Annotated in this window: 23 protein-coding genes and 1 pseudogene; 10 read left to right on the forward strand and 14 right to left on the reverse strand. The window is 74.3% G+C overall.

Annotated elements, in window-relative coordinates; translation table 11 throughout:
- The first annotated feature begins 37 nt into the window (after positions 1 to 37).
- Positions 38 to 1,885, forward strand: coding sequence for an ABC transporter ATP-binding protein (locus E1289_RS04960; RefSeq protein ID WP_131975734.1), 1,848 nt, complete (start codon positions 38 to 40; stop codon positions 1,883 to 1,885).
- Positions 1,882 to 3,612 (forward strand): ABC transporter ATP-binding protein, encoded by a 1,731-nt coding sequence (locus E1289_RS04965; protein WP_131975736.1) that lies wholly within the window; start codon positions 1,882 to 1,884, stop codon positions 3,610 to 3,612. The genes E1289_RS04960 and E1289_RS04965 overlap by 4 nt, the downstream gene beginning before the upstream one ends.
- A 48-nt stretch (positions 3,613 to 3,660) precedes the next feature.
- Here E1289_RS04965 and E1289_RS04970 read toward each other — a convergent pair whose 3' ends face one another.
- Together E1289_RS04970 and E1289_RS04975 are read right to left on the reverse strand one after the other, a co-directional pair.
- A complete protein-coding gene (locus tag E1289_RS04970) occupies positions 3,661 to 4,581 on the reverse strand; it encodes a pyridoxamine 5'-phosphate oxidase family protein (protein WP_131975738.1) in 921 nt (306 codons plus the stop codon).
- 31 nt (positions 4,582 to 4,612) lie between these two features.
- Positions 4,613 to 5,074: a VOC family protein gene (locus tag E1289_RS04975; protein ID WP_131975740.1), complete on the reverse strand. Its 462-nt coding sequence runs from the start codon at positions 5,072 to 5,074 to the stop codon at positions 4,613 to 4,615.
- A 120-nt stretch (positions 5,075 to 5,194) separates the two neighbouring features.
- Between E1289_RS04975 and E1289_RS04980 the strand changes: the two genes are divergently transcribed.
- Positions 5,195 to 5,767, forward strand: a complete 573-nt coding sequence (locus E1289_RS04980) for a CGNR zinc finger domain-containing protein (RefSeq protein ID WP_131975742.1) — start codon at positions 5,195 to 5,197, stop codon at positions 5,765 to 5,767.
- Between the two features lie 66 nt (positions 5,768 to 5,833).
- On the opposite strand, the gene E1289_RS04985 is transcribed toward E1289_RS04980, so the two are convergent.
- Entirely contained in the window at positions 5,834 to 6,475 is a 642-nt protein-coding gene (locus E1289_RS04985) for a hypothetical protein (RefSeq protein WP_131975744.1), read from the reverse strand.
- A 69-nt stretch (positions 6,476 to 6,544) separates the two neighbouring features.
- Here E1289_RS04985 and E1289_RS04990 point away from each other — a divergent pair, with 69 nt between their 5' ends.
- Both E1289_RS04990 and E1289_RS04995 read left to right on the forward strand, forming a co-directional pair.
- Positions 6,545 to 7,132 carry a TetR family transcriptional regulator C-terminal domain-containing protein gene (locus E1289_RS04990; protein ID WP_131975746.1) on the forward strand — a complete coding sequence of 196 codons (588 nt, stop codon included), beginning with the start codon at positions 6,545 to 6,547 and terminating at the stop codon, positions 7,130 to 7,132.
- Between the two features lie 242 nt (positions 7,133 to 7,374).
- The gene (locus E1289_RS04995) at positions 7,375 to 7,728 is read left to right on the forward strand and encodes a peptidase inhibitor family I36 protein (RefSeq protein WP_207928793.1); all 354 of its coding nucleotides are present in this window, start codon (positions 7,375 to 7,377) and stop codon (positions 7,726 to 7,728) included.
- 96 nt (positions 7,729 to 7,824) lie between these two features.
- Here the strand turns inward: E1289_RS04995 and E1289_RS05000 are convergent, their stop codons facing one another.
- Together E1289_RS05000 and E1289_RS05005 are read right to left on the reverse strand one after the other, a co-directional pair.
- Positions 7,825 to 8,205: a VOC family protein gene (locus tag E1289_RS05000; protein ID WP_131975750.1), complete on the reverse strand. Its 381-nt coding sequence runs from the start codon at positions 8,203 to 8,205 to the stop codon at positions 7,825 to 7,827.
- Between the two features lie 31 nt (positions 8,206 to 8,236).
- Positions 8,237 to 9,229: an oxygenase MpaB family protein gene (locus E1289_RS05005; RefSeq protein WP_131975752.1), complete on the reverse strand. Its 993-nt coding sequence runs from the start codon at positions 9,227 to 9,229 to the stop codon at positions 8,237 to 8,239.
- Positions 9,230 to 9,321: 92 nt separating this feature from the next.
- On the opposite strand from E1289_RS05005, the gene E1289_RS05010 reads away from it, so the two are divergent.
- Positions 9,322 to 9,939, forward strand: coding sequence for a TetR family transcriptional regulator (locus E1289_RS05010; RefSeq protein ID WP_131975754.1), 618 nt, complete (start codon positions 9,322 to 9,324; stop codon positions 9,937 to 9,939).
- On the opposite strand, the gene E1289_RS05015 is transcribed toward E1289_RS05010, so the two are convergent.
- Complete coding sequence (locus E1289_RS05015; protein ID WP_131975756.1) at positions 9,936 to 10,907, reverse strand: alpha/beta hydrolase; 972 nt, start codon at positions 10,905 to 10,907, stop codon at positions 9,936 to 9,938. The genes E1289_RS05010 and E1289_RS05015 overlap by 4 nt on opposite strands.
- A gap of 69 nt (positions 10,908 to 10,976) precedes the next feature.
- Positions 10,977 to 11,540, reverse strand: a complete 564-nt coding sequence (locus E1289_RS05020) for a DUF1349 domain-containing protein (protein ID WP_131975758.1) — start codon at positions 11,538 to 11,540, stop codon at positions 10,977 to 10,979.
- Between the two features lie 152 nt (positions 11,541 to 11,692).
- Here E1289_RS05020 and E1289_RS05025 point away from each other — a divergent pair, with 152 nt between their 5' ends.
- The 4 genes from E1289_RS05025 (at position 11,693) to E1289_RS05040 (ending at position 16,209) form a co-directional block, all read left to right on the forward strand.
- Positions 11,693 to 12,589 (forward strand): phosphatase PAP2 family protein, encoded by an 897-nt coding sequence (locus E1289_RS05025; RefSeq protein ID WP_131975760.1) that lies wholly within the window; start codon positions 11,693 to 11,695, stop codon positions 12,587 to 12,589.
- 331 nt (positions 12,590 to 12,920) lie between these two features.
- Positions 12,921 to 14,249, forward strand: a complete 1,329-nt coding sequence (locus E1289_RS05030) for a bifunctional o-acetylhomoserine/o-acetylserine sulfhydrylase (RefSeq protein ID WP_131975762.1) — start codon at positions 12,921 to 12,923, stop codon at positions 14,247 to 14,249.
- The gene (locus tag E1289_RS05035; protein ID WP_131975811.1) at positions 14,246 to 15,400 is read left to right on the forward strand and encodes a homoserine O-acetyltransferase; all 1,155 of its coding nucleotides are present in this window, start codon (positions 14,246 to 14,248) and stop codon (positions 15,398 to 15,400) included. Before E1289_RS05030 ends, E1289_RS05035 begins: the two co-directional genes overlap by 4 nt.
- 47 nt (positions 15,401 to 15,447) lie before the next feature.
- Positions 15,448 to 16,209 carry a creatininase family protein gene (locus E1289_RS05040; RefSeq protein WP_131975764.1) on the forward strand — a complete coding sequence of 254 codons (762 nt, stop codon included), beginning with the start codon at positions 15,448 to 15,450 and terminating at the stop codon, positions 16,207 to 16,209.
- Between the two features lie 3 nt (positions 16,210 to 16,212).
- On the opposite strand, the pseudogene E1289_RS05045 reads toward E1289_RS05040, so the two are convergent.
- The 7 genes and pseudogenes from E1289_RS05045 to ribA all read right to left on the reverse strand — a co-directional run.
- Positions 16,213 to 17,073, reverse strand: a pseudogene (locus tag E1289_RS05045) (lysylphosphatidylglycerol synthase domain-containing protein); the annotation flags it as partial.
- A complete protein-coding gene (locus E1289_RS05050; RefSeq protein ID WP_131975766.1) occupies positions 17,001 to 17,795 on the reverse strand; it encodes a class I SAM-dependent methyltransferase in 795 nt (264 codons plus the stop codon). The pseudogene E1289_RS05045 and the gene E1289_RS05050, both read right to left, overlap by 73 nt.
- Positions 17,792 to 18,880 (reverse strand): glycosyltransferase family 4 protein, encoded by a 1,089-nt coding sequence (locus E1289_RS05055; protein WP_243712616.1) that lies wholly within the window; start codon positions 18,878 to 18,880, stop codon positions 17,792 to 17,794. Before E1289_RS05055 ends, E1289_RS05050 begins: the two co-directional genes overlap by 4 nt.
- Positions 18,881 to 18,900: 20 nt before the next feature.
- Positions 18,901 to 19,299 (reverse strand): 6-carboxytetrahydropterin synthase, encoded by a 399-nt coding sequence (locus E1289_RS05060; RefSeq protein ID WP_131975815.1) that lies wholly within the window; start codon positions 19,297 to 19,299, stop codon positions 18,901 to 18,903.
- 48 nt (positions 19,300 to 19,347) lie between these two features.
- On the reverse strand, positions 19,348 to 20,319 hold the full coding sequence (locus E1289_RS05065) for a zinc-binding alcohol dehydrogenase (protein ID WP_131975768.1): 972 nt from the start codon (positions 20,317 to 20,319) through the stop codon (positions 19,348 to 19,350).
- Positions 20,276 to 21,103: a CDP-alcohol phosphatidyltransferase family protein gene (locus tag E1289_RS05070; RefSeq protein WP_131975771.1), complete on the reverse strand. Its 828-nt coding sequence runs from the start codon at positions 21,101 to 21,103 to the stop codon at positions 20,276 to 20,278. The genes E1289_RS05065 and E1289_RS05070 overlap by 44 nt, the downstream gene beginning before the upstream one ends.
- An 8-nt stretch (positions 21,104 to 21,111) precedes the next feature.
- Entirely contained in the window at positions 21,112 to 21,783 is a 672-nt protein-coding gene (ribA, locus tag E1289_RS05075) for a GTP cyclohydrolase II (protein ID WP_131975773.1), read from the reverse strand.
- Positions 21,784 to 21,799 lie beyond the last annotated feature (16 nt).

Here is a 21,799-nt window from a genome sequence, read left to right on the forward strand (position 1 = left end):
AGATGACGTAACCCGACTATGGACGGAGCCGACGAGGGTGGTCCGGACACCGACGGAACCGGGCGCGTCCGGTGGGCTCGACGGAGCCGGAGACGCGGCCGGAGACGGACCCGGCGGGGCCGCGGGCGGGCCCGCCCCCCTGCCCGGCGGGCCGGCGGCGTCCGCCGCCCTGCGCGCCGCGGGCAGACGGCGGCTGCGCGAGGCCGTGCGCCGGTTCCGGCTGAGAATGGGCGTGCTGGCGGTGCTCACGACCGTCCGCGTCACCGCGACCCTCGCCACGCCGGTGATGCTCGCCGGGGCCGTCGACGCCGCCCGCACGCAGGAGGATCTCGGCACGGCCACGGCGCGGCTGGCGCTCGTCCTCGCCCTGGCGGCCCTCGCCGACGCCGGGGAGGACGTGCTCGGCGCCTACTGCGGCAGCGACATCACCGCATGGCTGCGGCACCGGCTGCTCGGCCGGGTGCTGGCGCTGGGGACGCAGGGGCGGCGCCGCTTCCCCACCGGGGACGTGCTGTCCCGGCTCACCGAGAGCGCCTCGGGCCCCGCGGCCTTCCCCGTCCTGCTGCTGACGGCGGCGGCCGCGCTGGTGACCACGGCGGGCGCGCTGATCGCACTCGCCCTGATCGACTGGTGGCTCGCCGTCGCGTTCGCGGCCGGGGTCCCGCCGATGATCGTGGCGCTGCGCGTCTTCGTCGTCCAGGCGACCGAGCCGTTCGCGCGCTACCAGCGGTGCCAGGCGGCGATCGCGACCCGCCTGCTCGACGCCCGGCAGGGGATCCGCACGATCCGGGCGAGCGGCACGGCCGCGGCCGAGGTCGGGCGCATCCTCGGCCCGCTGCCGGACCTGCGCCGGGCCGGTCACGAGACCTGGGAGGCGCAGGGGCGGGTGAGCCGGCGTCTCGCCCTGCTCGCCCCCCTCACGCAGGTGCTGGTGGTCGGCACCGCCGGCATCCGGCTGGCGACCGGGGACATCACCACCGGCCAGCTCGTGGCGAGCGTGGCCTACGCCGCCATGGCCACCGCCTCGGCGTCCCTCTTCGACACCTTCGTCGCGCTGCTCAACTGCCAGGTCGGGGCCGGGCGGGTCGACGAGGTCCTGACGGCCGCGCCGGCGGTCCGGCCGCCCGCCCGGCCGGTGCCGCTGCCGGACGGCCCCGGCCGGCTCCGGCTGAAGGGCGTCACCGTGCGGATCGGCGACCGCGCCGTCCTGGACGGGCTCGACCTCGACGTGCCGCCCGGCGCCACCGTCGCGGTCGTCGGCACCTCGGGCACGGGAAAGAGCGTGCTGGTGTCGACGGCCGGGCGGCTCCTCGATCCCGACGAGGGAGTCGTCGAACTCGACGGCGTCCCCGTCACCGCGGTCCCGCCGCCGCAGGTACGGCGCGCCGTCGCCTACGCCTTCGAACGTCCCGCGCTGCTCGGCGCCACCGTGCACGACACCATCGCCTACGCGCGTCCCGAGTCGACCCGCACCGAGGTGCGCGACGCCGCCCGGACCGCCGCCGCCGACGACTTCATCCGGGCGCTGCCGGACGGATACGACACCCCGCTCGCCGACGCGCCGCTCTCCGGCGGCGAACTCCAGCGCCTCGGCCTGGCCCGCGCCGCCCTCACCCGGGCCCGGGTCGTCGTCCTGGACGACGCCACCAGCAGCCTGGACACCGCCACGGAGCTGAAGGTGACCCGGGCGCTCCAGCGGGTCCTGGCCGGCCGCACCAGCCTGGTGGTGGCCCGCCGCCCGGCCACGGCCGCCCGCGCCGACCTCGTCGCCTGGCTGGACGCCGGCCGGGTGCGGGCCCTCGCCCCCCACGCGGAACTGTGGCCCGACCCCGCCTACCGGGCGGTGTTCGCCGCGTCCACGGCCGAAGCGGCGGCGGGCGCGTGACCGCCCCGCCCGCCGCCCTGCTGCTGCACCGCCACCTTCGCGGGCAGTGGCCGGCCGTGCGCCGCCTCGCCGCCTGGTCCGCCCTCGAATCGCTCCCGGCGTTCGCGTCCGGTCTCCTCCTGGCGCGGGCCGTCGACCAGGGTTTCCTCGCCGGGCGTCCGCTCACCGGTCTCGGCTGGCTCGGCGCCCTCGCCGTCCTGTACGTCGCCGGGGCGGTGGGTACCGGCCGGATCTACCCGTGGCTCGCCGCCACCGTCGAGCCGCTGCGCGACTCCCTGGTGGAGGAGGTCGTCACCGCCTCCCTGCACCGGATGACCGACCGGGCACCGGACACCGGGGGCGCGAGCGTGTCCCAGGTCACCGAGCAGGCCGAGGCCGTCCGGGTGCTGCTCGGCACCGCGCTGCGCAACGTCCGCCAGCTGCTGTCGGCCGGTGTCGCGGCGCTGCTCGGCCTGGCCCTGCTCTCCCCGCCGCTGGCACTGGTCATCTGCCTGTCGGTGGGGCTCGCCCTCGCGGTGTTCGCGGCGTTCGTCGGCCTGCAGATCCGCCGCTACCGGGCCGTCGTCCGGGAGGCGGAGCGGATCGGCGAGAGCGCCGCCGTGATCGTCGGCGGTGTCCGGGACGTCGTCGCCTGCGCGGCGGAGGACCGCGCGGCCCGCACCGTCGGGGAGGTGATCGACGCCCAGGCCGCGGCGCTGCGCGCGTACGCCCGCACCCGCCTGGTCCGCCTGCCGGTGCTCGCCCTGGGGGTGCACGTGCCGCTGATCGCCCTGCTGCTCCTGTCCCCCTACCTGACCGAGCACCACGGGCTCACGCCGGGGCAGGCCGCGGGGGCGGCCGGCTACCTCGTCACCGGGCTCCAGCCCGGCATCACCGTCCTCGTCGACGCGGGCGGCACCCTGCTGCTCAGCCTCGCGGTGATCCTCGGCCGGCTCGCCGAGACCTGCGCCGGCCCCGCCGGTTCCGCCGGTTCCGCCGCCGTCCCGGCCGCGCCGCCCGCCGTCGCCGCGTCCTTCGACATCGAGGCCGACGGCGTCACCTTCGCCTACTCGCCGCACGCCGACCCCGTCCTGCGGGACCTGTCCCTGCGCGTCCCGGAGGGCACGCACCTGGCGGTGGTCGGCCCCAGCGGCGCCGGGAAGTCGACGCTCGCCAACCTCCTCACCGGCCTCCTCCCGCCGCAGCGGGGCGGCGTGACGCTCGGCGGCGTCCCCCTTTCCCGCCTCGACCAGGCGCGGCTGCGGTCGGCGGTCACGCTCATCCCGCAGGAGAGCTACGTGTTCGCCGCGACGCTGCGCGAGAACCTGGCGTACCTGTGCCCGCGGGCCGGCACCGCGCAGCTCGACGACACCGTCCGCGCCGTCGGGCTCACCGCGACCGTCGAGCGCCTCGGCGGATACGACGCCGGCATCCCACCCGGCGGCGGCGACCTCTCCCACGGTGAACGCCAGCTCATCACCCTGGCCCGCGCGCACCTGTCCCCCGCCCCGATCATCGTCCTGGACGAGGCCACCAGCCACCTGGACCCCGCCGCCGAGGCCCGCGCCGAACACGCCCTGGCCGCCCGCGGCAGAACCCTCATCGTCATCGCGCACCGCATCACGTCCGCCGAACGCGCCGGAAAGGTCCTCCTCCTGGACGGCCCCACCCCCCTCCTCGGTACCCACGAGACCCTCCAGGCCAGCAGCCCCCTCTACGCGGACCTGGTGGGCCATTGGCACACCTGACCACCCGCCCTGTCGAAGAGCCGCGCAACCGCTCGTCGACAGCGGAGGTCACCGGGCTTCCCCGGGTGGACGTACCGGGGGGTTGAAACGGGACGGGACGGGGTCGCTCCACCGCAGCGGCAGCGCCCCGGTGATCTCGACGACGTCGGTGGCGGTGAACTCGACCAGCCGCTCGGCGCCCGGCACGGCGGCGGCGTGGACGGGGTCCCAGTCGGTGCGCGCGGTGCCGGTGAGGTACAGGGCGTCCCCGGTGCGCCAGTCGGGGAACAGCAGCCCGGCCCGGGGCTGGACTTCCAGGTTGCCCAGTGTGTTGAACATGGCGTTGCCGACGTAGTCGGGCCAGCGCAGCACGGTCGGCGACACCACCTCCACGAATCCCGGGCCGCCGCCGCGGTGGGAGGCGTCGGCGTCGCCGTCGAGGTCGGAGGTCGCGATGAAGAACGTGTCGGCCCCGGTGATCCACCGCCGCTGGTCGCCGGTCAGCGCGCGGGACCGTTTCGGCGGCGCCGGAGCGGCCGGTTCCCACTGCGGTGCGCGCTTCTGGATGTACTTGGGGCAGTTGGAGTACACCTGGTCGAGCGTGACGCTCAGGCCGCGCCCGGTGGGGACGGCGTGTCCGTTCATCCGCATCCGGCGGTGCCGGGACGGTTCGATGGCGAGCATGCCGACCCGCGCCGGCGCGGTGAGCCGGTCGTGCAGGGGGTCACCGGGCGCCGGGCGGGCGTCGACGGCGATGGTGCGGGCGTCCTCGGCGCGCAGGAAGCCGGGCGGCCCGGTGAGCAGCGTGGCCCACATCCGTCCCCGCCCGTCGGCGGCGCCGAGGACGACCATCGGCTGCTGGAGCAGGAACTTGCGCGCCACCTCGGGGATCTCCGCGCGGATGGCGCGGGCCGAGAACTCGCCCTGGTCCCCCAGACCGGCGCGCCGCTGGGCGGTTCGTTCACCTTCGTGGTAACTGTCGACCGCCACAGCGGCCTCCTTTCGATGGGGCCGGCGAAGGTCAGAAGAAACCGCAGGTCGGGGCCGCGCCGCTCGGCGCGGGTGCGGTGTCGGCACCCGTGGGCGCGTAGATCTCCAGGCGGATGCCGTCGGGGTCGGTGAAGAAGATCCCGCCGGACGAGACGCCCTCGCCGTGCGGGACGACGCCGTCGTGGACGAGCTCGGCGCCCAGCTCGCGCAGCACCCGTTCGGCGGCCTTCACCTCGTCGATCGACTCGACCTGGAACGACAGGTGGTGCAGCCCCGCCGACCGGGTCGGGAAGACGGTGTCGCTCTGCTGCCACAGCGTCAGCACCAGTTGCCCGTCCCGTCCGAGGAAGGCCCAGCGGCGGCCGTCCTCCCTGCCTTCGGCCTGCACGTCGAACCCGAAGACGCGCAGGTAGAAGGGCAGCGACCGGTCCAGATCGGTCACGTTCAGCCCCACGTGCCCCGTCCGCAGGGCCTTGATGGCGACGGTCTCCATGACACACCTCACAAACCCGGGCCGTTTCGCCCGGCTCACGACTAACTGACTATCGAAAGATAGAGGGTTAGAGAGTGATCGTCAACTGGCTAAGTCGCGATAGCCGGATAGAGTGGTGGCGTGCAGCCGGAGCATCGATCCCAGCGGCGGGGCGCCGCGGATCCCCGCCCGCTGACCGGGGAGCCGCTGTGCCTGGACCTGGTCAACACACGGTGGGTCGACGATGGCGTCCTGCTGGACCTGCTCGACTCCACCGACGGCCTGGCCGTCTGGCTGCGTTCGGCCGGGCTGGACGATCGCGCGACGGCCGACCGGGCGACACTGGACGCCGTGCTGGAGACACGCGGAATCCTGCTGGCGCTCCTGGAGCAGGACCCGTCCCCGGAAACGCAGGACGGGCTCAACCGGGTCCTCGAACGCGGCGCGCTGCACTACCGGCTCGGGCCCGGCGGCCCGGAGAGCCATCCGCGGACCGACGACCCGGCATGGCTGCCGTCCTGGCTGGCCGCCGCCGACTACCTACGGCTCATGGCCGCCAGCCCGGACCGCGTCAAACCCTGTGCACACCCCAATTGCGTGCTGTACTTCCACGACACGACCAAGAACGGCACCCGCCGCTGGTGCTCCATGGCCATCTGCGGAAACCGCGCCAAGGCCGCCCGCCACTACGAACGCGCGAAGACCGGACGCTGAGCCGCCCGTGAGGCGGTGTCCCTGGAGCGAGGCCGCCGCGCGCCGAGCACCCCGGGCTCGACGCGATCAGGCGGCGCGGCGGCGGCGCACGCCCCACACAAGCAGAGCCGTCCCGGCGACCAGGGTGACGATCGCGGCGGGCGGCAGGAACCCGAACCGCAAGCTGATCGAGGCGTGCGCGTCCACGCCGGGCCGGCCGTCCAGGCGCATCACCACGACGGACCACGCGCCACCGGTCTTGTCCCACCTGAGGGTCCGCGTACCGGTGCCCGAGGAACTCGCCACCCAGAAGGACTGCCGGGACGGCGCCGCGACCTCGGACGTCCCCGGCAGCCGCCGGAAGACCGGCACGAACGGGCTGAGGTCGGCCGACACGAACTCCTCGTGCGACACCCCGCGCAGATAGCTCTCGACCCGCGCCTTCGGCCCCACCCCCACGAACAGCGGCACGCGGGGATCGGCCGGCCGGACCACGATCTCGACCTCGGCGAGTTCCCCGACATCGGGCATTGGGTCTCCGGCACGGGCCGTCTCCGCCCCCACCTCGATCTCGTCGGTCTTGAGTGCCGCGGTGGACGTGGTGAAGCGCCGCTCACCGGTTCCGAAGGCGCCGCCGGAGGCGGCCTGCACGGCCCCCGCCACGGCGAGCCCGGAACCGGCGAGCAGGAGCGGCACCGCGATGAGGACGCCGAGCAGGCCACGATTCATGGTGGACCCCCTTTTTAGTACGACCGTGCTACAAAGCTCAACGTAACACAGTCGTGCTATAAAAGCCCCATGCCGAAGGTGGTGGATCCGGCCAGGCGCCGGCAGGAAGTGGTCGCGGCCGTGTGGCGGGTCATCCGGCGGGACGGGCTGGACCGGGCCTCGGTGCGCAACGTCGCACGCGAGGCGGGCCTGTCGACGGGGTCGCTGCGGCACTACTTCGCCACCCAGCCCGAACTGCTGGCGTTCACCCTCCGCACGATCATCGAACGGATCGAGGAACGGATAGCCGCGAGCCCGCCGACGGACGGCGACCCCCGCGAGCGCGCCGTCCGCGTCCTGCACGAACTCCTCCCCATGGACGCCGAACGCGCCGCCGAGAACCAGGTCTGGCTGGCCTTCACCGCCCGCGCACTCGTCAGCCCGGAACTGCGCGCCCTGTGCGAAGAGGCCCACGACGCCCTTCGCTCGGGCTGCCGCATCCTGGTCGAGTCCCTGGCCCCGGACGCCGACACCGAACTGGAGACCGACCGGCTGCACGCACTGGTGGACGGCCTGGCCGTCCACGCCGCCCTGCATCCCGGGATCACCACCCCCGCCCGAATGCGCGCCGCCCTGGCCGCCCACCTCGACGACCTCCGCACACGAGACCTCCGCTGACCGATCCGGCAGTGGTCATCGGGGAATGGCCGGAGTCGCCGCCGACCCGAATCCTGATCAGGGATGAAGCCGATCTGAATCAGATCTGAAGGCGGCGGCTGCTTTACTGCCGACCAGGCCCCGCAAGGTGGCGGCTCCACCGGTTTTTCTTAATTGAGGGACCGTTTCCGGATCGCCGCCTCACGCCAGTCGAAAAGTACGTCCCGGAGGGGAAATCCATGTCAAGGCGTACCATCATGACCATGGCCGCATCGGCGCTCTTCGGTGCGGGGATGCTGGTCACCGCGCCCGCGGCCGCGGCCGAACCGAATCCGCCCGGGTGCGAAAAGGGCTACTTCTGCCTGTACTCCTCACACGACCAGACCGGCGGGCTGGTGCTGAAGAGAGCGGGCAACTGGACGGGCAGTGTCAGGGCCGGCTCAGTGTTCAACAACGGCGTTCCCTTCCCGGGCGCCGACCACATCCAGGTCTACTGGTCCTTGGGGGACTACAGCAACACGGCCTGCCTTCACTACAATCCCGGCCCCGGCGCATACAAGCGCGACTTCCTGCCGGGCACGGTCGTGACCAAGGTTGTCTGGCGCGGCGAATGCTAAGGTGCCGCGCTCGAAATGGCGCACCAGCGGCATAGGGTCGCCCGCGTCCTCGATCCGCCGGGCGCCGTGAGGCGAGGTCCGCCGACGCCGGGCGGGTCAGGGCCAGGTCTGGGCTTTGGCGGCGAAGGTCTCGGGGGCGCTGTGGACCGGGACCACGCAGAACAGGTGGCCGCCCGGGGCGCGGAGGGTGTGGGCCTCCTTCCAGGTGGAGACCGGTTCCGCGCCGAGGGCCGTCAGGCGGGCGACCTCTGCTTCCAGGTCGTCGGTCTCGATGTCGAGGTGGTAGCGCGGGGGGCCGTCGACCGACTGGACGACGGTGAGCAGGCCGGGGACGGCGCGGTTCAGGACGGTGAACTGTTCCTCGCCCGGGGCGGGAAACGTCGTGGCCCCCAGGGCGGCGGACCAGAAGTCCGCCGCCTCGGCGGCCTCCTCGGCGGGCGTGTCGATCACGATTCCGACCAGCCGGCTGCGATGCATGGCGGCAGCGTAGCCGGGTTCCGGGCGTGGGTCAGGCGGTGGCTTCGATCTCCTCGCGGGTGAGGACCGGGTCCGGGGCCGTGGGGGCGGTGGAGATGAACGGGTTCGGCTTCTTGCCGGCGGCGCGGGTCTGGGCCTGCCGGTATTCGGGGAGCGGGCCGGTGGCCTCGTGGAGGGCGTTGAGGGTGAACCACAGGGACGTGCGGCGGAGGCGGAGGGTGACCGGGTTGGGCGGCTGGTAGAGGGCCAGCTTCTGGGCCCAGTGCGGCAGCATGTCGCGGGCCGCCCAGTCCATGAACTCGCTGCCGGGCTCCCAGGGCTTGGCCTTGCTGTCGCGCAGGTTGGGGCCGGTCTGGAACGCCTTGATGGGGGTGACCGCGAGTTTGGGCAGGTAGGACTCCAGGCATTCGGCGGTCTCGGCCTTCGTGGTGGGAAGGTCGGTGCCGCCTAGGGCCTCGCCCACGCGGACGAACTCGCGGTAGTAGCGGTCGATGTCGTGCAAGGGGCGGCGGTGGTAGCGCTCGTGGGCGGTGGCCAGGCCCCACACGACGGTGGCGTAGTTCCAGCGCAGCCATTCGGGGTCGTCGGCGTCGTAGGCGAGTCCGTCGGGGCGGGTGCCCTTGACCGTGTGGTGCATGGCGCGGACGGTGCGCGCCAGCTTCTCCGCGGTCTGCGTCGAGCCGTAGGCGGTGCCGATGAAGAACGAGATGGAGTGCGCGAGGCGCACCGCGGCGCCTTCCGGGTCGACGTTGCCGGTGGGAACGCCGTCGACGCGCTCGGCGATGCGGGTGTGGTCATAGCCCATCCAGCTGATGCTGGGGTCGAGGCCCTCGATGTAGGCGGCGCCGACCAGGCCGAGGACCAGGGTGGGCAGGTGCGAGTGGACGTACCAGACCGCGCTGCCGGGCCCGAACCAGCCGGGGTCGCCCGCGGGGCCGGCGAAGTCGAGGCCCTTGAAGAACCTGGAGCGGATCTCGGTGTCGAAGGACTGCTCGAACCGTCTGGCGATCGGGTTGGTCTTCATCCGGGGGCTCCTACTTTCTGGCTACGACTGTAGCCAGAATAAGCGATTGGTTACGTGTGTGTCCAGACTTGCCGCTTGCTATCGTGAGCGCCATGGCGAGCGTGTCCTCCCGGTGGGCCGGGGTCCCCGTGGCCCGGCGGAAGGACGAGCGGCGCGAGATGCTCGTCCGGGCGGCGTTCGCGCTGTTCGGAGAGCAGGGCGAGGCCGGGCTCACGGTGCGCGCGGTGTGCCGCGAGGCAGAGCTGCACACCCGGTACTTCTACGAGAACTTCACCGGGACCGACGAGCTGCTCGCCGCCGTCTACGACCAGCAGGCGGCCGCGCTCGGGGACGTCCTCACCCGCGCCCTGGACGAGGCGGGCCCCGATCCGGAGGCGCGGACGCGCGCGGGCATCAGCAACGTCCTCCGGTTCATCAGCGAGGACCCGCGGCGCAGCCGCGTGCTGTTCGCCGAGGCGCGCGGCAACGAGGTCCTGGCCGTGCGGCGGAGGGCCGCGCAGACCGGGCTGCTGGACGGTCTCATCGCGATGGGCCCCGGGCCGGAACTGCCGGTCGTCATCGCCGCGACCATGTTCACCGGCGCGATGACCGAGCTGGCGCAGCAGTGGGCGGACGGACGGCTGGGGCACGATCTCGACGCCGTCGTCGACCAGGCCGTCGCACTGTCACTGGCCCTGCACGCGACGACCGCGAAGCACCTTCCGGGCTAGGCGGCCGCCTGACGGGCGGAGGCGCCGGTGGCCCGGCGGGCGAAGGCGCCGATCTCCTTGATCGCGGCGAGGCCCTCCCGGGAGACGTCGGCGAAGATCTGGAAGACGTGCATCTGCCCCTCCCAGATCTGGAGCGTGCAGGGCACGTCCGCGGCGCCGAGCCGTTCGGCCATCAGCTCGGCGTCGGCGCGGATCACCTCGATCGAGCCGGCCTGGATGAGGGTGGGCGGCAGGCCACCGAGGTCGGCGTGCACGGGGCTCAGCCAGGGGTCGGTGTGAACGGCGTCCGGAAAGCAGGTGCGGACCATGTCCCACATGCGCGGCGCCGGGATGAACGGGTCGAGCGCCGCGTTGGCGTGCGCGATCTTGACGTCGATGTCCAGGTCCGCGAAGGGCGACAGGGCGACGATGCCGGCGGGGCGGGGCAGCCCGTCGCGCAGCGCGTACAGCGGTGCCATGAAGGCGAGGTAGCCGCCCGCCGAGTCGCCGCCGACCACGATGTCGTCCGCGTCGTACCCCTTGCCCAGCAGCCAACGGTAGGCGTCCACGCAGTCGCCGATGGACGTGCGGATGGGGACGCGGGGCTGCATGCGGTAGGCGACCGAGAGCACCGGCATGCCCGCCGCCTGGGAGATCCGGGCGAGCATCCGGCGGTGGGTGCGCAGGCCGCAGGCGACGAACCCGCCGCCGTGGAAGTAGAGGACGACCTTGCCCGACCCGGCGGGCACGCCGCGGCCGCGGACCCATTCGGCGGCGCAGCCGAGCCCCTTCACCTTCGTGACGCGGGTGCCGCGCGGGGGCACCATGAGCGCCGCGCCGAGGTCGAGCAGCGGGGCGAGGCGCAGCGTGAACGGCGTCCACGGCAGCCGGGCGACGAGCGGGCGCAGGAACCACCGGGACAGCCGCGCCGCCGCCCGTGCCGGCCACCCGCATCCCGCGCGCTCCTCCACCACCGGTGCGATCGGCATCCGCCGCCCCTCTCGCCAGTCGAATTCCGCGGCGAGAGAGTACTACCGAGTAAGTGTTCAGGTACAGAGTCAGGCGTGCAGAACCTCGTCCGGGGGGCCGACCGACACGCGGGTGAAGCGGACGGTGAGGCCGTCGCGTTCGGGGGCGCAGCAGTAGGGACCGGCCGCCGCCTGGACGCCCGCCGGGAACGGCGCCAGCCGGATCAGGTGCCACGGGTCGTCGCCGGCGCGGGCCCGGATCGTCACGGCGTCGCCGCTGCGGCTGGCCCGGAGCGTCACCTCGCGGCCCGCCCAGGGGACGGGCGCGGACGACCAGTCCGAGACGCCGTTGGTGACGACGGCGCCGAGCTGGAGTTCCCCGTCGCAGTACTCGGCGCCCGTCTTGATCCAGGTGGCCTCGTCCAGGCGGAGCAGGATGCCGGCCTGGTCGAACTGGTGGTCGTAGTCGGCGATGAAGGACACCTCGACGGCGGCCTCGGGGCCGAGTGGCGACAGCAGCGCGTGGCCGCTGTCGCGGTCGTAGCCGTAGGCGGTCGTCCGCCAGAAGTCGCTGCCCTTGGCGGCGGTGACGAGGAGGTCGGCTCCGTCGCGGTCGGCGGCGGGGGGCGGGTTGAGCCAGTCACCTGTGATCATGGCTCGGAATCTACGGGAGGGGTGGGGCTGGCTCCACCCTCTTTCCGGGGCTTTCCCTCCGCCGACCGGGTGGGTGGGACCAGTGCCCGGAAAGTGTCGGACCCGAAAGATGGGATGGGACGGGAACGACGGGGTAACCGGGAGGACCACCAATGGCGAGCGGCGGGTTGAGCATGTCCCTCCACCGGGGCGTGCGGGGCGGGTTGCGGCCGCTGGCCACCGAGATGGGGCTGCTGGCGGTCCTCTTCACGTTCTACAGGTGGGGGCGGACGCTGTTCGACCACGGCCCCGCCGAGGCGATGGCGAACGCGTCGCGGCTGTGGGGGTTCCAGGGCGCCTGGCTGCCGAGCGAGGTGGAATTGCAGCAGTGGGCGCTGGGGTGGGAGCACACCGCCTTCCTGGCGAATGTGTATTACGTGGGCATGCACTTTCCCGGGACGGCCCTGCTGTTGGTCTGGCTTTATGTGCGGCACCGGTCGTCCTATACCAGGGTGCGGAACGAGCTGGTGGTGCTGACCGGGGCGGGGCTGGTCGTGCACGTGCTGTTCCCGCTGGCGCCGCCGCGGCTGGCCGGCATCGGCGCCACGGACACGATGCTGACCGTCGGCCCGTCCGCGTATCCGGCCACGACGGACGGGATCGCCAACCAGTACGCGGCGATGCCGTCGCTGCACGTCGGGTGGGCGCTCCTCGTCGCCGTCGCGGTGCTGCGGGTGTCGCGGAGCCGGTGGCGGTGGGTCGTCGCGGCGCACGCGCCGGTCACGGTGTTCGTGGTGGTCGTGACGGCCAACCACTACTGGACGGACGGCCTCGTCGCCGCCGTCCTGCTGGCGGGTGCGCTGACGGCGGTCGCGGCCGTCGAGCGGGTGCGGCGGGGCGCGGCGCCGCGAGCGGCCCGGCAGGCACGGGCGACCCGGCCGGCGCGGGCGGCGCGGCCGGTCCCCGCCGCCGGGGACGGGCCCGCCGGCCACGTCCGCGGAGCCGGCGGGCGCCGCGAAGACCGCCTCGACGCGGACGCTCCCGCCCGCGACGATCTCGTGGCCGCCTGACGGACCGTCCGAAACGTGACCACCTGTGATGCACATTACCCACAAACAGGGCTGTGACCAGGATAAACTGCCCCAATGACTTTGCTTGTGGCCCGCCGGCACGTTGACTACGGGCGCGTCACCAGCAGCAGCTGTTGCCGCGCGACCTCCTGACGCCGCCCGCCGCGGGCGCCGTCCAGCGACCCGGCCGGCATCCGCGCCGCGCACGGCGACGTCCTTCCCGCCCGCGCCCCGCGCCCCGCGCCCCGCGGCCGGAGCCATGCGCATTCCGCACGAGTACGCCGTCCCGCGCGACCTCCCCACCACCGCCCCGCACAGCCCGAGGAGACCCATGAGCCAGCACGACGAGAACGCCCCGTCCGCCGAGTCCGGCTGGTCGTTCGAGACCAGGCAGGTGCACGCCGGCACCCGGCCCGACCCGGCCACCGGGGCGCGGGCCGTGCCGATCTACCAGACGACCTCCTTCGTCTTCCGCGACACCGAGCACGCCTCGAACCTGTTCTCGCTCGCCGAGGCCGGCAACATCTACACCCGCATCATGAACCCGACCCAGGACGCGTTCGAGCAGCGCGTCGCCGCGCTGGAGGGCGGGGTCGGCGCGCTCGCGGTCTCCTCGGGGCAGGCCGCGGAGTCGATGGCGATCTGGAACCTGGCGCGCGCCGGCGACCACATCGTCTCCGCCGCCACGATCTACGGCGGGACGCACAACCTGTTCCGGCACACGCTGCCGAAGTTCGGCATCGAGGTCTCCCTCGTGGAGGACCCCGACGACCTCGACGCCTGGCGGGCCGCGATCCGGCCGAACACCAAGGCGCTCTTCGCCGAGAGCATCGGCAACCCGCGCGGCAACGTCCTCGACATCCGCGCCGTCGCCGACGTCGCGCACGAGGCGGGCGTCCCGCTGATCATCGACAACACGGTCGCCACCCCGTACCTGGTGCGCCCGCTGGAGCACGGCGCCGACATCGTGGTGCACTCGGCGACCAAGTTCCTCGGCGGGCACGGCACCACCATCGCGGGCATCGTGGTCGACGGCGGCACGTTCGACTTCGGGGCGCACCCCGAGCGGTTCCCCGACTTCAACGAGCCCGACCCGAGCTACAACGGCCTGCGCTACTGGCCGGCGCTCGGCCCGGGCGCCTACGGCATCAAGATGCGGGTCCAGCTGCTGCGCGACCTCGGCCCCGCCCTCTCCCCGCACTCGGCGTTCCTGCTGCTGCAGGGCGTGGAGACGCTCAGCCTCCGGATGGAGCGGCACTCGTCCAACGCGAGGGAGCTGGCCGAGTGGCTGGAGCGGCACGACGAGGTGTCGGCCGTCCACTACCCGGGGCTGCCGTCCAGCCCGTGGCACGAGGCGGCCCGGCGCTACCTGCCGCGCGGCACGGGCGCCATGGTGAGCTTCGAGCTGCCCGGCGGCATCGAGGCGGGCCGGCGTTTCGTGGAGGGCGTCCGGCTGTTCAGCCACCTCGCCAACATCGGCGACGTGCGCAGCCTGATCATCCACCCGGCGTCCACCACGCACAGCCAGCTGACGCCCGCGGAGCACGCCGCGGCCGGCGTCACCCCCGGGCTGGTGCGGCTCTCGGTCGGCATCGAGAACGTCAGCGACCTGAAGGCCGACCTGGAGGCCGGGTTCCGCGCGGCGAAGGGCGCGCTCTGACCGCCGACCCCGAGACCGCGCCGATCCCCCTCCCGCCGGTCTCCGGGGCCTGGCGGGAGGGGGATCCGCCCGGCCGGCGGCGATGGGTGACGCTCGACCGGCCGCTTCCGCTGGAGGTCGGCGGCGTCCTGCCCGGGGTGCGGCTCGCGTACGAGACGTGGGGGCGGCTCGCCCCCGACGCCTCCAACGCCGTGCTGGTGCTGCACGCCCTCACCGGGGACAGCCATGTCGCCGGTCCCGCCGGGCCGGGGCATCCCACGCCCGGCTGGTGGGACGGGCTGGTCGGGCCGGGCCGCCCCCTGGACACCGACCGCTGGTTCGTCGTCGTCCCCAACGTGCTCGGCGGCTGTCAGGGCAGTACCGGGCCGTCCTCCCCCCGGCCGGACGGAAGACCCTGGGGAGGGTCGTTCCCCCACCTGACGCAGCGCGACATGGTGGCCGCCGAGGCGCTGCTCGCCGACGCGCTCGGAATCGAGCGCTGGGCGCTGGTGACCGGCGGGTCGATGGGCGGGATGCGGGCGCTGGAGTGGGCGGTGTCGTATCCGGAGCGGGTCGGGGCGCTGCTGCTGCTCGCCACCACCGCCGCGGCGAGCGCCGAGCAGATCGCCATGGCCGCGGTGCAGTTGCACGCGATCCGCGCCGACCCGGGCTGGCGCGGCGGCGACTACCACGGCGCCGCGCCGGGGCACGGGCCGCACGCCGGGCTGGGCACCGCGCGCCGGCTCGCCCACATCACCTACCGCAGCGAGCCGGAGCTGCAGGCCCGGTTCGGCCGCCGCGCGCAGGACGGCGAGGACCCGCTGCGTTCCGGCCGCTACCAGGTGGAGTCCTACCTCGACCACCACGCCGGCAAGCTGGTGCGGCGCTTCGACGCGGGCAGCTACGTGGTGCTCAGCGAGGCGATGAACGGCCACGACACCGGCCGCGGCCGGGGCGGCACGGCCGCGGCGCTGCGCCGGGTGACGGCCCGGACGCTGGTGGCCGGCATCGACTCCGACCGGCTCTACCCGCCGGCGCAGCAGGCCGAGCTGGCCGCCGGGATCCCGGCCGCCGACCGCCTGCGGGTCATCGAGTCGCCCAGCGGCCACGACGGCTTCCTCACCGAGACCGCCCAGGTCGGCGCCCTCGTCCGCGAGCTGCTCGACGGCTGAGGCCCGCGGCGCCCCCGGTACGGTCCGGGTACGGCAGAGTTGTGGTCATGTTGCCGACGCACACGAGTTCCGAGGTTCCGGACGTCCCGGTGGCGGTGCTGCCGATCGGGAGCCACGAGCAGCACGGCCCCTTCCTGCCGCTCGCGACCGACACGGTGATCGCCTGCACGGTCGCGCGGGAGATCGCCGCGGCGCACCCGGTCCGGCTGCTCCCGCCCGTGACGATCTCCTGCTCGCACGAGCACGCGGCCTGGCCGGGGACGGTGAGCATCTCGGCGGCGACCCTGCACGCGGTGGTCCGCGACGTGGCCGGGTCGCTGCGCCGGTCGGGGGTGCCGAAGCTGGTCCTGGTGAACGGGCACGGGGGCAACTACGTGCTGGGCAACGTCGTCCAGGAGGCGCACGGCGACATGGCGCTGTTCCCCGGCCTGGACGAGTGGGCCGAGGCGCGCGCGGCGGCGGGCGTCGAGACCTCCGACGCCGACGACATGCACGCCGGTGAGCTGGAGACCTCGATCCTGCTGCACGCCCACCCGGAACTCGTCCGGGACGGGTACGGGACCGCCGACCACCTGGCCGGTGACCGGCGGCATCTGCTGACGGCGGGGATGGCCGCCTACACCGCGTCGGGCGTCATCGGGCGGCCGTCACTGGCCGACGCCGGCAAGGGCCGGGACGCCCTGCGGAGCCTGGTCGCGGCGTTCGGGCACTGCCTCGCGGCGCTTCAGCAGCAGGGCGGCGGCGCCGGGCAGGCACGCGACGAACGTGAGCACCCCGTAGCCGACGGAGACGGTCAGGCCCTGCGCTGACCCGAGCCCGGCGGCGCCGAACGCGACGGCGAGGACGGCCTCGCGCGGCCCCCAGCCGCCGACGTTCACCGGCAGCACCATCACGAGGAGCGCCAGCAGGAGCAGCGGCACCAGGGTGGCGAGCGGGGCCGTGGAGCCGGTGAGGCGGGCGGCGACGACGAACAGCGTCAGGTGCCCGGCGAGGGCCGTCACGGACAGGATCACGATGGCGGGCCAGATGTCCAGCACGGCGCGCGTGTCGGCGACCATCGTCGCCACGGCCCCCCGCCGCCCGGTGCGGTTGCGCCGGCGGGCCACGACGAGCAGCAGGCTCAGCACGACCGCGATCACGACCAGGGACGGCGTCAGGGCAGGGGCGATCGCCGACAGCACGGCGGGCTGGGTGAACAGGACGGCGAGGCCCACGAGCACCGGGACGACCTGTCCCGCCACCCGTTCGAGGAACACCGCCCGCACCCCGCGGCCGACGTCACCGGACCGATGGCCGTGGCTCACCGCGCGGTGGACGTCCCCCAGCACACCGGCGGGCAGTACCGCGTTGAGGAACTGGGCCTTGTAGTAGTCCCGCACGGCCCCCGCCATGGTCAGGGGCAGGCCCAGGCGCTGTGCGACCAGGCGCCACCTGGCCGCGCTGAGCACGGTCGTCAGCAGCCCGATGGCGAGCGCGATGGCGATGGCCCCCGCGTCGATGGCCTTGAGCGCGTCGACGAACGCGTCCGTGCTGTGCCACCACAGGAGCGCGGCGAGGATGCCCAGCCCGGTGAGCAGGCGCAGCCAGGGCCAGAGCTTCGTCACGGTGTACCCCCGGGTAGGGCGAGCAGGTCGACGTGGTGGACCTCGGCGGTGAGCCCGCCCGCCGCGCACTCGGCGAGCCGCCGGCGCAGGTAGGCGTCCGCGGGCGGCCCCAGCTCGGGGCGCTGCTCGACGGCGGCGCCGACCCAGCCGCGCAGCCATTCGGCGGTCAGCGCGGCCTGCCCGGGACCGAGCCGCCACGGGCTCGGGCGCGTCCGCACGGACGCACCACGCCGCCCGAACGCCTCGGTGGCGGCGGTGACGGCGTCCGGTCCGAGGCGGCCGCCGCGGCGCTGGTGGGCGTCGAACGCGGCGGCGATCTCGTCGTCGAGCGGGTCGGGCGGGTTCAGCCGGACCCGCCCGACGACCGACAGGGTCAGCAGCGCCGGGCAGCCGACGGCGGCGGCGATGGACTCGACCTCGGCGGCGGTCAGCACGTCCAGCAGCGCCGACGCGGTGACGAGCGACGCGCCGACGAGATCGGACGCGCGCAGCGACCCGAGGTCGCCCTTGCGGGTCTCGATCGTCGCGGGCAGCCCGTCGGCGGTGACGTAGGCGTTGTCCCGGGCCAGGTCGAGCAGTGCGGGATCGTGGTCCTGCAGGATCCAGTGCTGCGGGCCGCGCAGCCGCCCCGAGAGCCAGCGCCCCAGGGAGCCCGTGCCGCAGCCGAGGTCCCAGATGACCAGCGGCTCGCCCGGCGGGAGCGCGTCGCGGAGCGGGTCCAGCAGTTCGGAGGCGCGGGCGACGGCGTCCGCGCCCTCCCGCAGCGTCAGCCAGGAGGGGTCGAAGCTCACCGTGCCTCCCTGCGCAGGCGGGTCAGGACGACGGCCATGCGGCGGGCGGTGTCGTCCCAGCCGGGGAGCATGCCGCGGCGCAGCCGGGCCGCGGCGCGCAGGCGGCCCCGCAGCTCCGGCGTCACCAGCCACCGGCGCAGCGACGCGGCCAGCGCGCCCGGGTCGTCCGGCGGTACGAGGAGGCCCGGGACGGCGCCCGTGGGGTCCCAGCCGAGCGTGTCGGGCACGCCGTCGACCGCCGTCGCGATGACCGGGACGCCCCTCGCGAGGGCCTCGCTCACGACCATCCCGTACGTCTCGGCGCGGGACGCGAGGATGACGAGGTCGGCCCCGGCGTAGGCGTCGTCGAGCCGCTTGCCGGTCAGCGGCCCCTCCAGGTGGACCCGGTCGCCGAGGCCGTGCCGGGCGATGAGCCGGTGCAGGCGCGTCACGTACTCGGGGTCGCGGCGCAGCGGGCCCACGATCTCGCACTGCCACGGCAGGTGCGCGAGGGTGGCGAGCGCCTCCACCAGGACGTCGTGGCCCTTGCGCGGCGTCACCGAGGCCACCGACAGCAGGCGGGTCGTCCCGTCGGTGCCGGCCGCGAGGGACGCAGGGTCGGTCCCGGGCGTCACGGCGTGGACGCGGGACGCCTCCAGGCCGTGGTGGGCGGTGAGGTGCTCCTTCGCCCACGGGCTGGTCGCCACCACGGCCCCGGCCGCCTCCAGCACCTCGCGCTCGCCCGCGTTGAGGTCGGCCTGGCCGGGTTCGTCCGCCAGCGGGAGGTGGACGAGGACCGCCAGCCGCAGCCGGCTCGCCTCCGGCACGACGATGTCGGGGACGCCGCACGCGACGAGGCCGTCCATCAGGACGACGCCGCCGTCGGGCAGGCCGCCGAGCGACCGGGCGAGGCCGTCCCGCGCGGCCTCGTCGGGACGCGGCCACGCCCCGGGCAGCGCCAGCTCCCGGACCGTGCGCCCCGACGCCGCCAGCGCGTCGCTCAGCCGCCGGTCGTAGCGGTTGCCCCCGCTCGGCACGTCGGGGTCGTCGATGTCGCCCGGGACGACGAAGCAGATCTCGTGCGGCCCGCCCGCGGAACCGCTCACGGGGCCGCTCACAGGGCCGCTCACAGGGCACGCTCGTAACTGGCCCAGGCGACGTGCGACTCTTTCAGCGTCACCGTGATGCCGGACAGGCCGCGCGCGTTCTCGCCGAGGGCGCCCGCGTGGACCCGGTCGGCGAGCCGGTCGGCGATGACCTTGGCGAGGAACTCCGTCGACGTGTTGACCCCGGCGAAGTCCGGCTCCTCGTCCAGGTTGCGATAGTTCAGCCCGCCCAGGACCTCGCCCAGCTCGCGGGTGGCGAGCCCGATGTCGACGACGATGCCGTCCGGGTCCAGGCCGGGGCGGCGGAACGTCGCGTCCACCACGTACGTCGCGCCGTGCAGCCGCTGCGCCGGCCCGAAGACCTCGCCGCGGAAACTGTGGGCGATCATGACGTGGTCGCGGACGGTGATACCGAACAAGGTCGTCCTCCAGATGGTCGGGATGCAAAGGACTGGAAACGCAAGGGCTCAGTAAGTGATTCGGTGGCAGAGGGCGGGAAGTTCACCGCTCGCCAGCCGCGGCATGACCCGCGGCAGATCACCGAAGGGACTCTCGCCGGTGACCAGCGTGTCGAACGCGGGGTTCGCGAGCAGCCGCAGCGCCAGCGACACCCGCTCGGCGAAGGTCCGCCGGGACCGCCGCACCGGCGGCACGGCGCCGACCTGGCTGCCGCGGATCGTCAGCCGCCGCGAGTGGAAGAACTCCCCCAGCGGGACGCTGACCCGCCGGTCCCCGTACCAGCTCAGCTCCACGACCTCCCCCTCCGGCGCGAGCAGCTCCAGCGACCTGGCCAGGCCGGCCTCGGTGGCGCTCGCGTGGACGACCAGGTCGCAGCCGCCCGCCGCCTCCTCGGGGGACGCGAACCCGACGCCCAGCGCCCGCGCGACGCCGGCGCGGGAGGGCTCGGTGTCGACGAGCTGGACGTCGCAGCCCGGGAACCCGGCGAGGACCCCGGCGACCGAGCAGCCGATCATCCCGGCGCCGACCACGGCGACGCGGTCGCCGACCAGCGGCGCCGCGTCCCACAGCGCGTTCACGGCGGTCTCCACGGTCCCGGCCAGGATGGCGCGCCCCGGCGGCACCTCGGCGGGGACGGGGGTGACCGCATCGGCCGGGACGACGTACCGGGTCTGGTGCGGGTAGAGGCAGAACACCGTGCGGCCGAGCAGTTCCGGCGGGCCGTGCTCGACCACGCCGACGTTCAGGTAGCCGTACTTGACCGGGCCGGGGAACGCCCCGTCCTGGAACGGCGCCCGCATGATCGCGTGCTGGTTCGGCGGGACGGCGCCGCGGAAGACGATCGACTCCGTCCCCCGGCTCACCCCGGAGCACACCGTCCGGACCAGCACCTCGCCGGCCCCCGGCTCCGGCAGGACGACATCGCGGATCTCCCCCTTACCGGGAGACCGGATCCAGAAGGCGCGGGCGTCGCGCTCCATCCGTGTTCCTCCCCCGACTCCCCCGGCCCGCCGGCCGCTTCGCGTGCCGCCGTGTGTACAGCCACCCGACGTCCCGCCCGAACGACCACGCCAGCAGCGCGAGCGACACCGCCACCAGCGCGGCCGCGTAGGGGACGACGCCCGAGGCGGCCACGGTCAGCGCGACCCCCTGCACCACCGCGACGGCCTTGCGCGCGATGCTGGGCCGCAGCTCGGCGCGCAGCCACGGCGCCGCCCACGCCGCGGCGCCGAACACGTACCGCATCGCCCCGATCGCCAGCACCCACGCCCCGGCGGACCAGGCCACGTGCACGCTCAGCACCAGGACGAGGAAAGCGTCGACCTCCATGTCGAACCGGGCGCCGAGCCGCGACGCCGTCCCGGTGCGCCGGGCGACCTGCCCGTCGACACCGTCCAGGACGAGCGCCACCGATGCGGCCGCGACCAGCGTCCACGTGTGGCCGTCCCCCATCAGATGCCCCGCGACCAGCGCCGTGACACCCCCCGTGAGGACAACGCGACCGAGCGTTACATGGTCGGCGGGCCCGAGCGTCCGCCGACGGCGGAAAGCCATGGTGAGGACGCCCCACGAGACCAGCGCGTAGCCGACGCCCACGGCGACGCCCGCGATCCCGGGCCGCAGCGCGGCCAGCAGCGCGAACTGGACGCCCACCGCGGCCGCCAGCTCCACGCCCCGCGTGGGCGTCAGCCTCCTGCGGCGCGGCGCCCCGGCGGTGTAGAGCACGCCGGGCCGCACCGTCGTCAGCGGGCGCGTGACCGCCATGGGCCGCGTCATCCGTGGACCTCGCTGACCGGCGCCTCCCCGATGGCGCCGTCCAGCGCCGGGGCCTCCAGCTGGGGAAGGTCGTGGCCGAGCCGGTCGCGCTTGGCGGTGAGGTAGCGGACGTTGTCGTCGCTGACCGGGACGAGCAGCGGCACGCGCGCCGCGATGGCGATCCCGTAGGACTCCAGCGCGCTCACCTTGACCGGGTTGTTCGACAGCAGCCGCACCGACCGGACCCCGAGATGCCGCAGGACGCGCGCCGCCGGCCCGTAGTCGCGGACGTCGACCGGCAGGCCGATGGCCGTGGCGGAGTCGACGGTGTCGAGGCCCTGGTCGTCCTGCAGGATGTGGGTGCGGACCTTCGCCACCAGCCCGATCCCGCGCCCCTCGTGGCCGCGCAGGTACACCAGGACACCGGCACCCTCGCGGACGATGGCGTCCAGCGCCGCGCCGAGCTGGTCCCCGCACTCGCAGCGCGTGGCGGCGAAGATGTCGCCGGTCATGCACTCGGAGTGCATCCGGACGAGCACGTTCTCCCTGCCCTCGACGTCGCCCCGCACGAGCGCCATGTGCTCGTGCCCGTCGACCGGGTCCCGGAACGCGACGGCGCGGAAGACGCCGCGCCTCGTCCGGAGATCCGCCTCCGCTATGTCCTTCTGGTCGATGCCCTGGTCCCGCATCGCTCCCCTTCCTCGG

Origin of the sequence: Actinomadura sp. 6K520 (genome assembly GCF_004349245.1) — a bacterium.
In the GTDB taxonomy this organism is placed as follows: domain Bacteria; phylum Actinomycetota; class Actinomycetes; order Streptosporangiales; family Streptosporangiaceae; genus Spirillospora.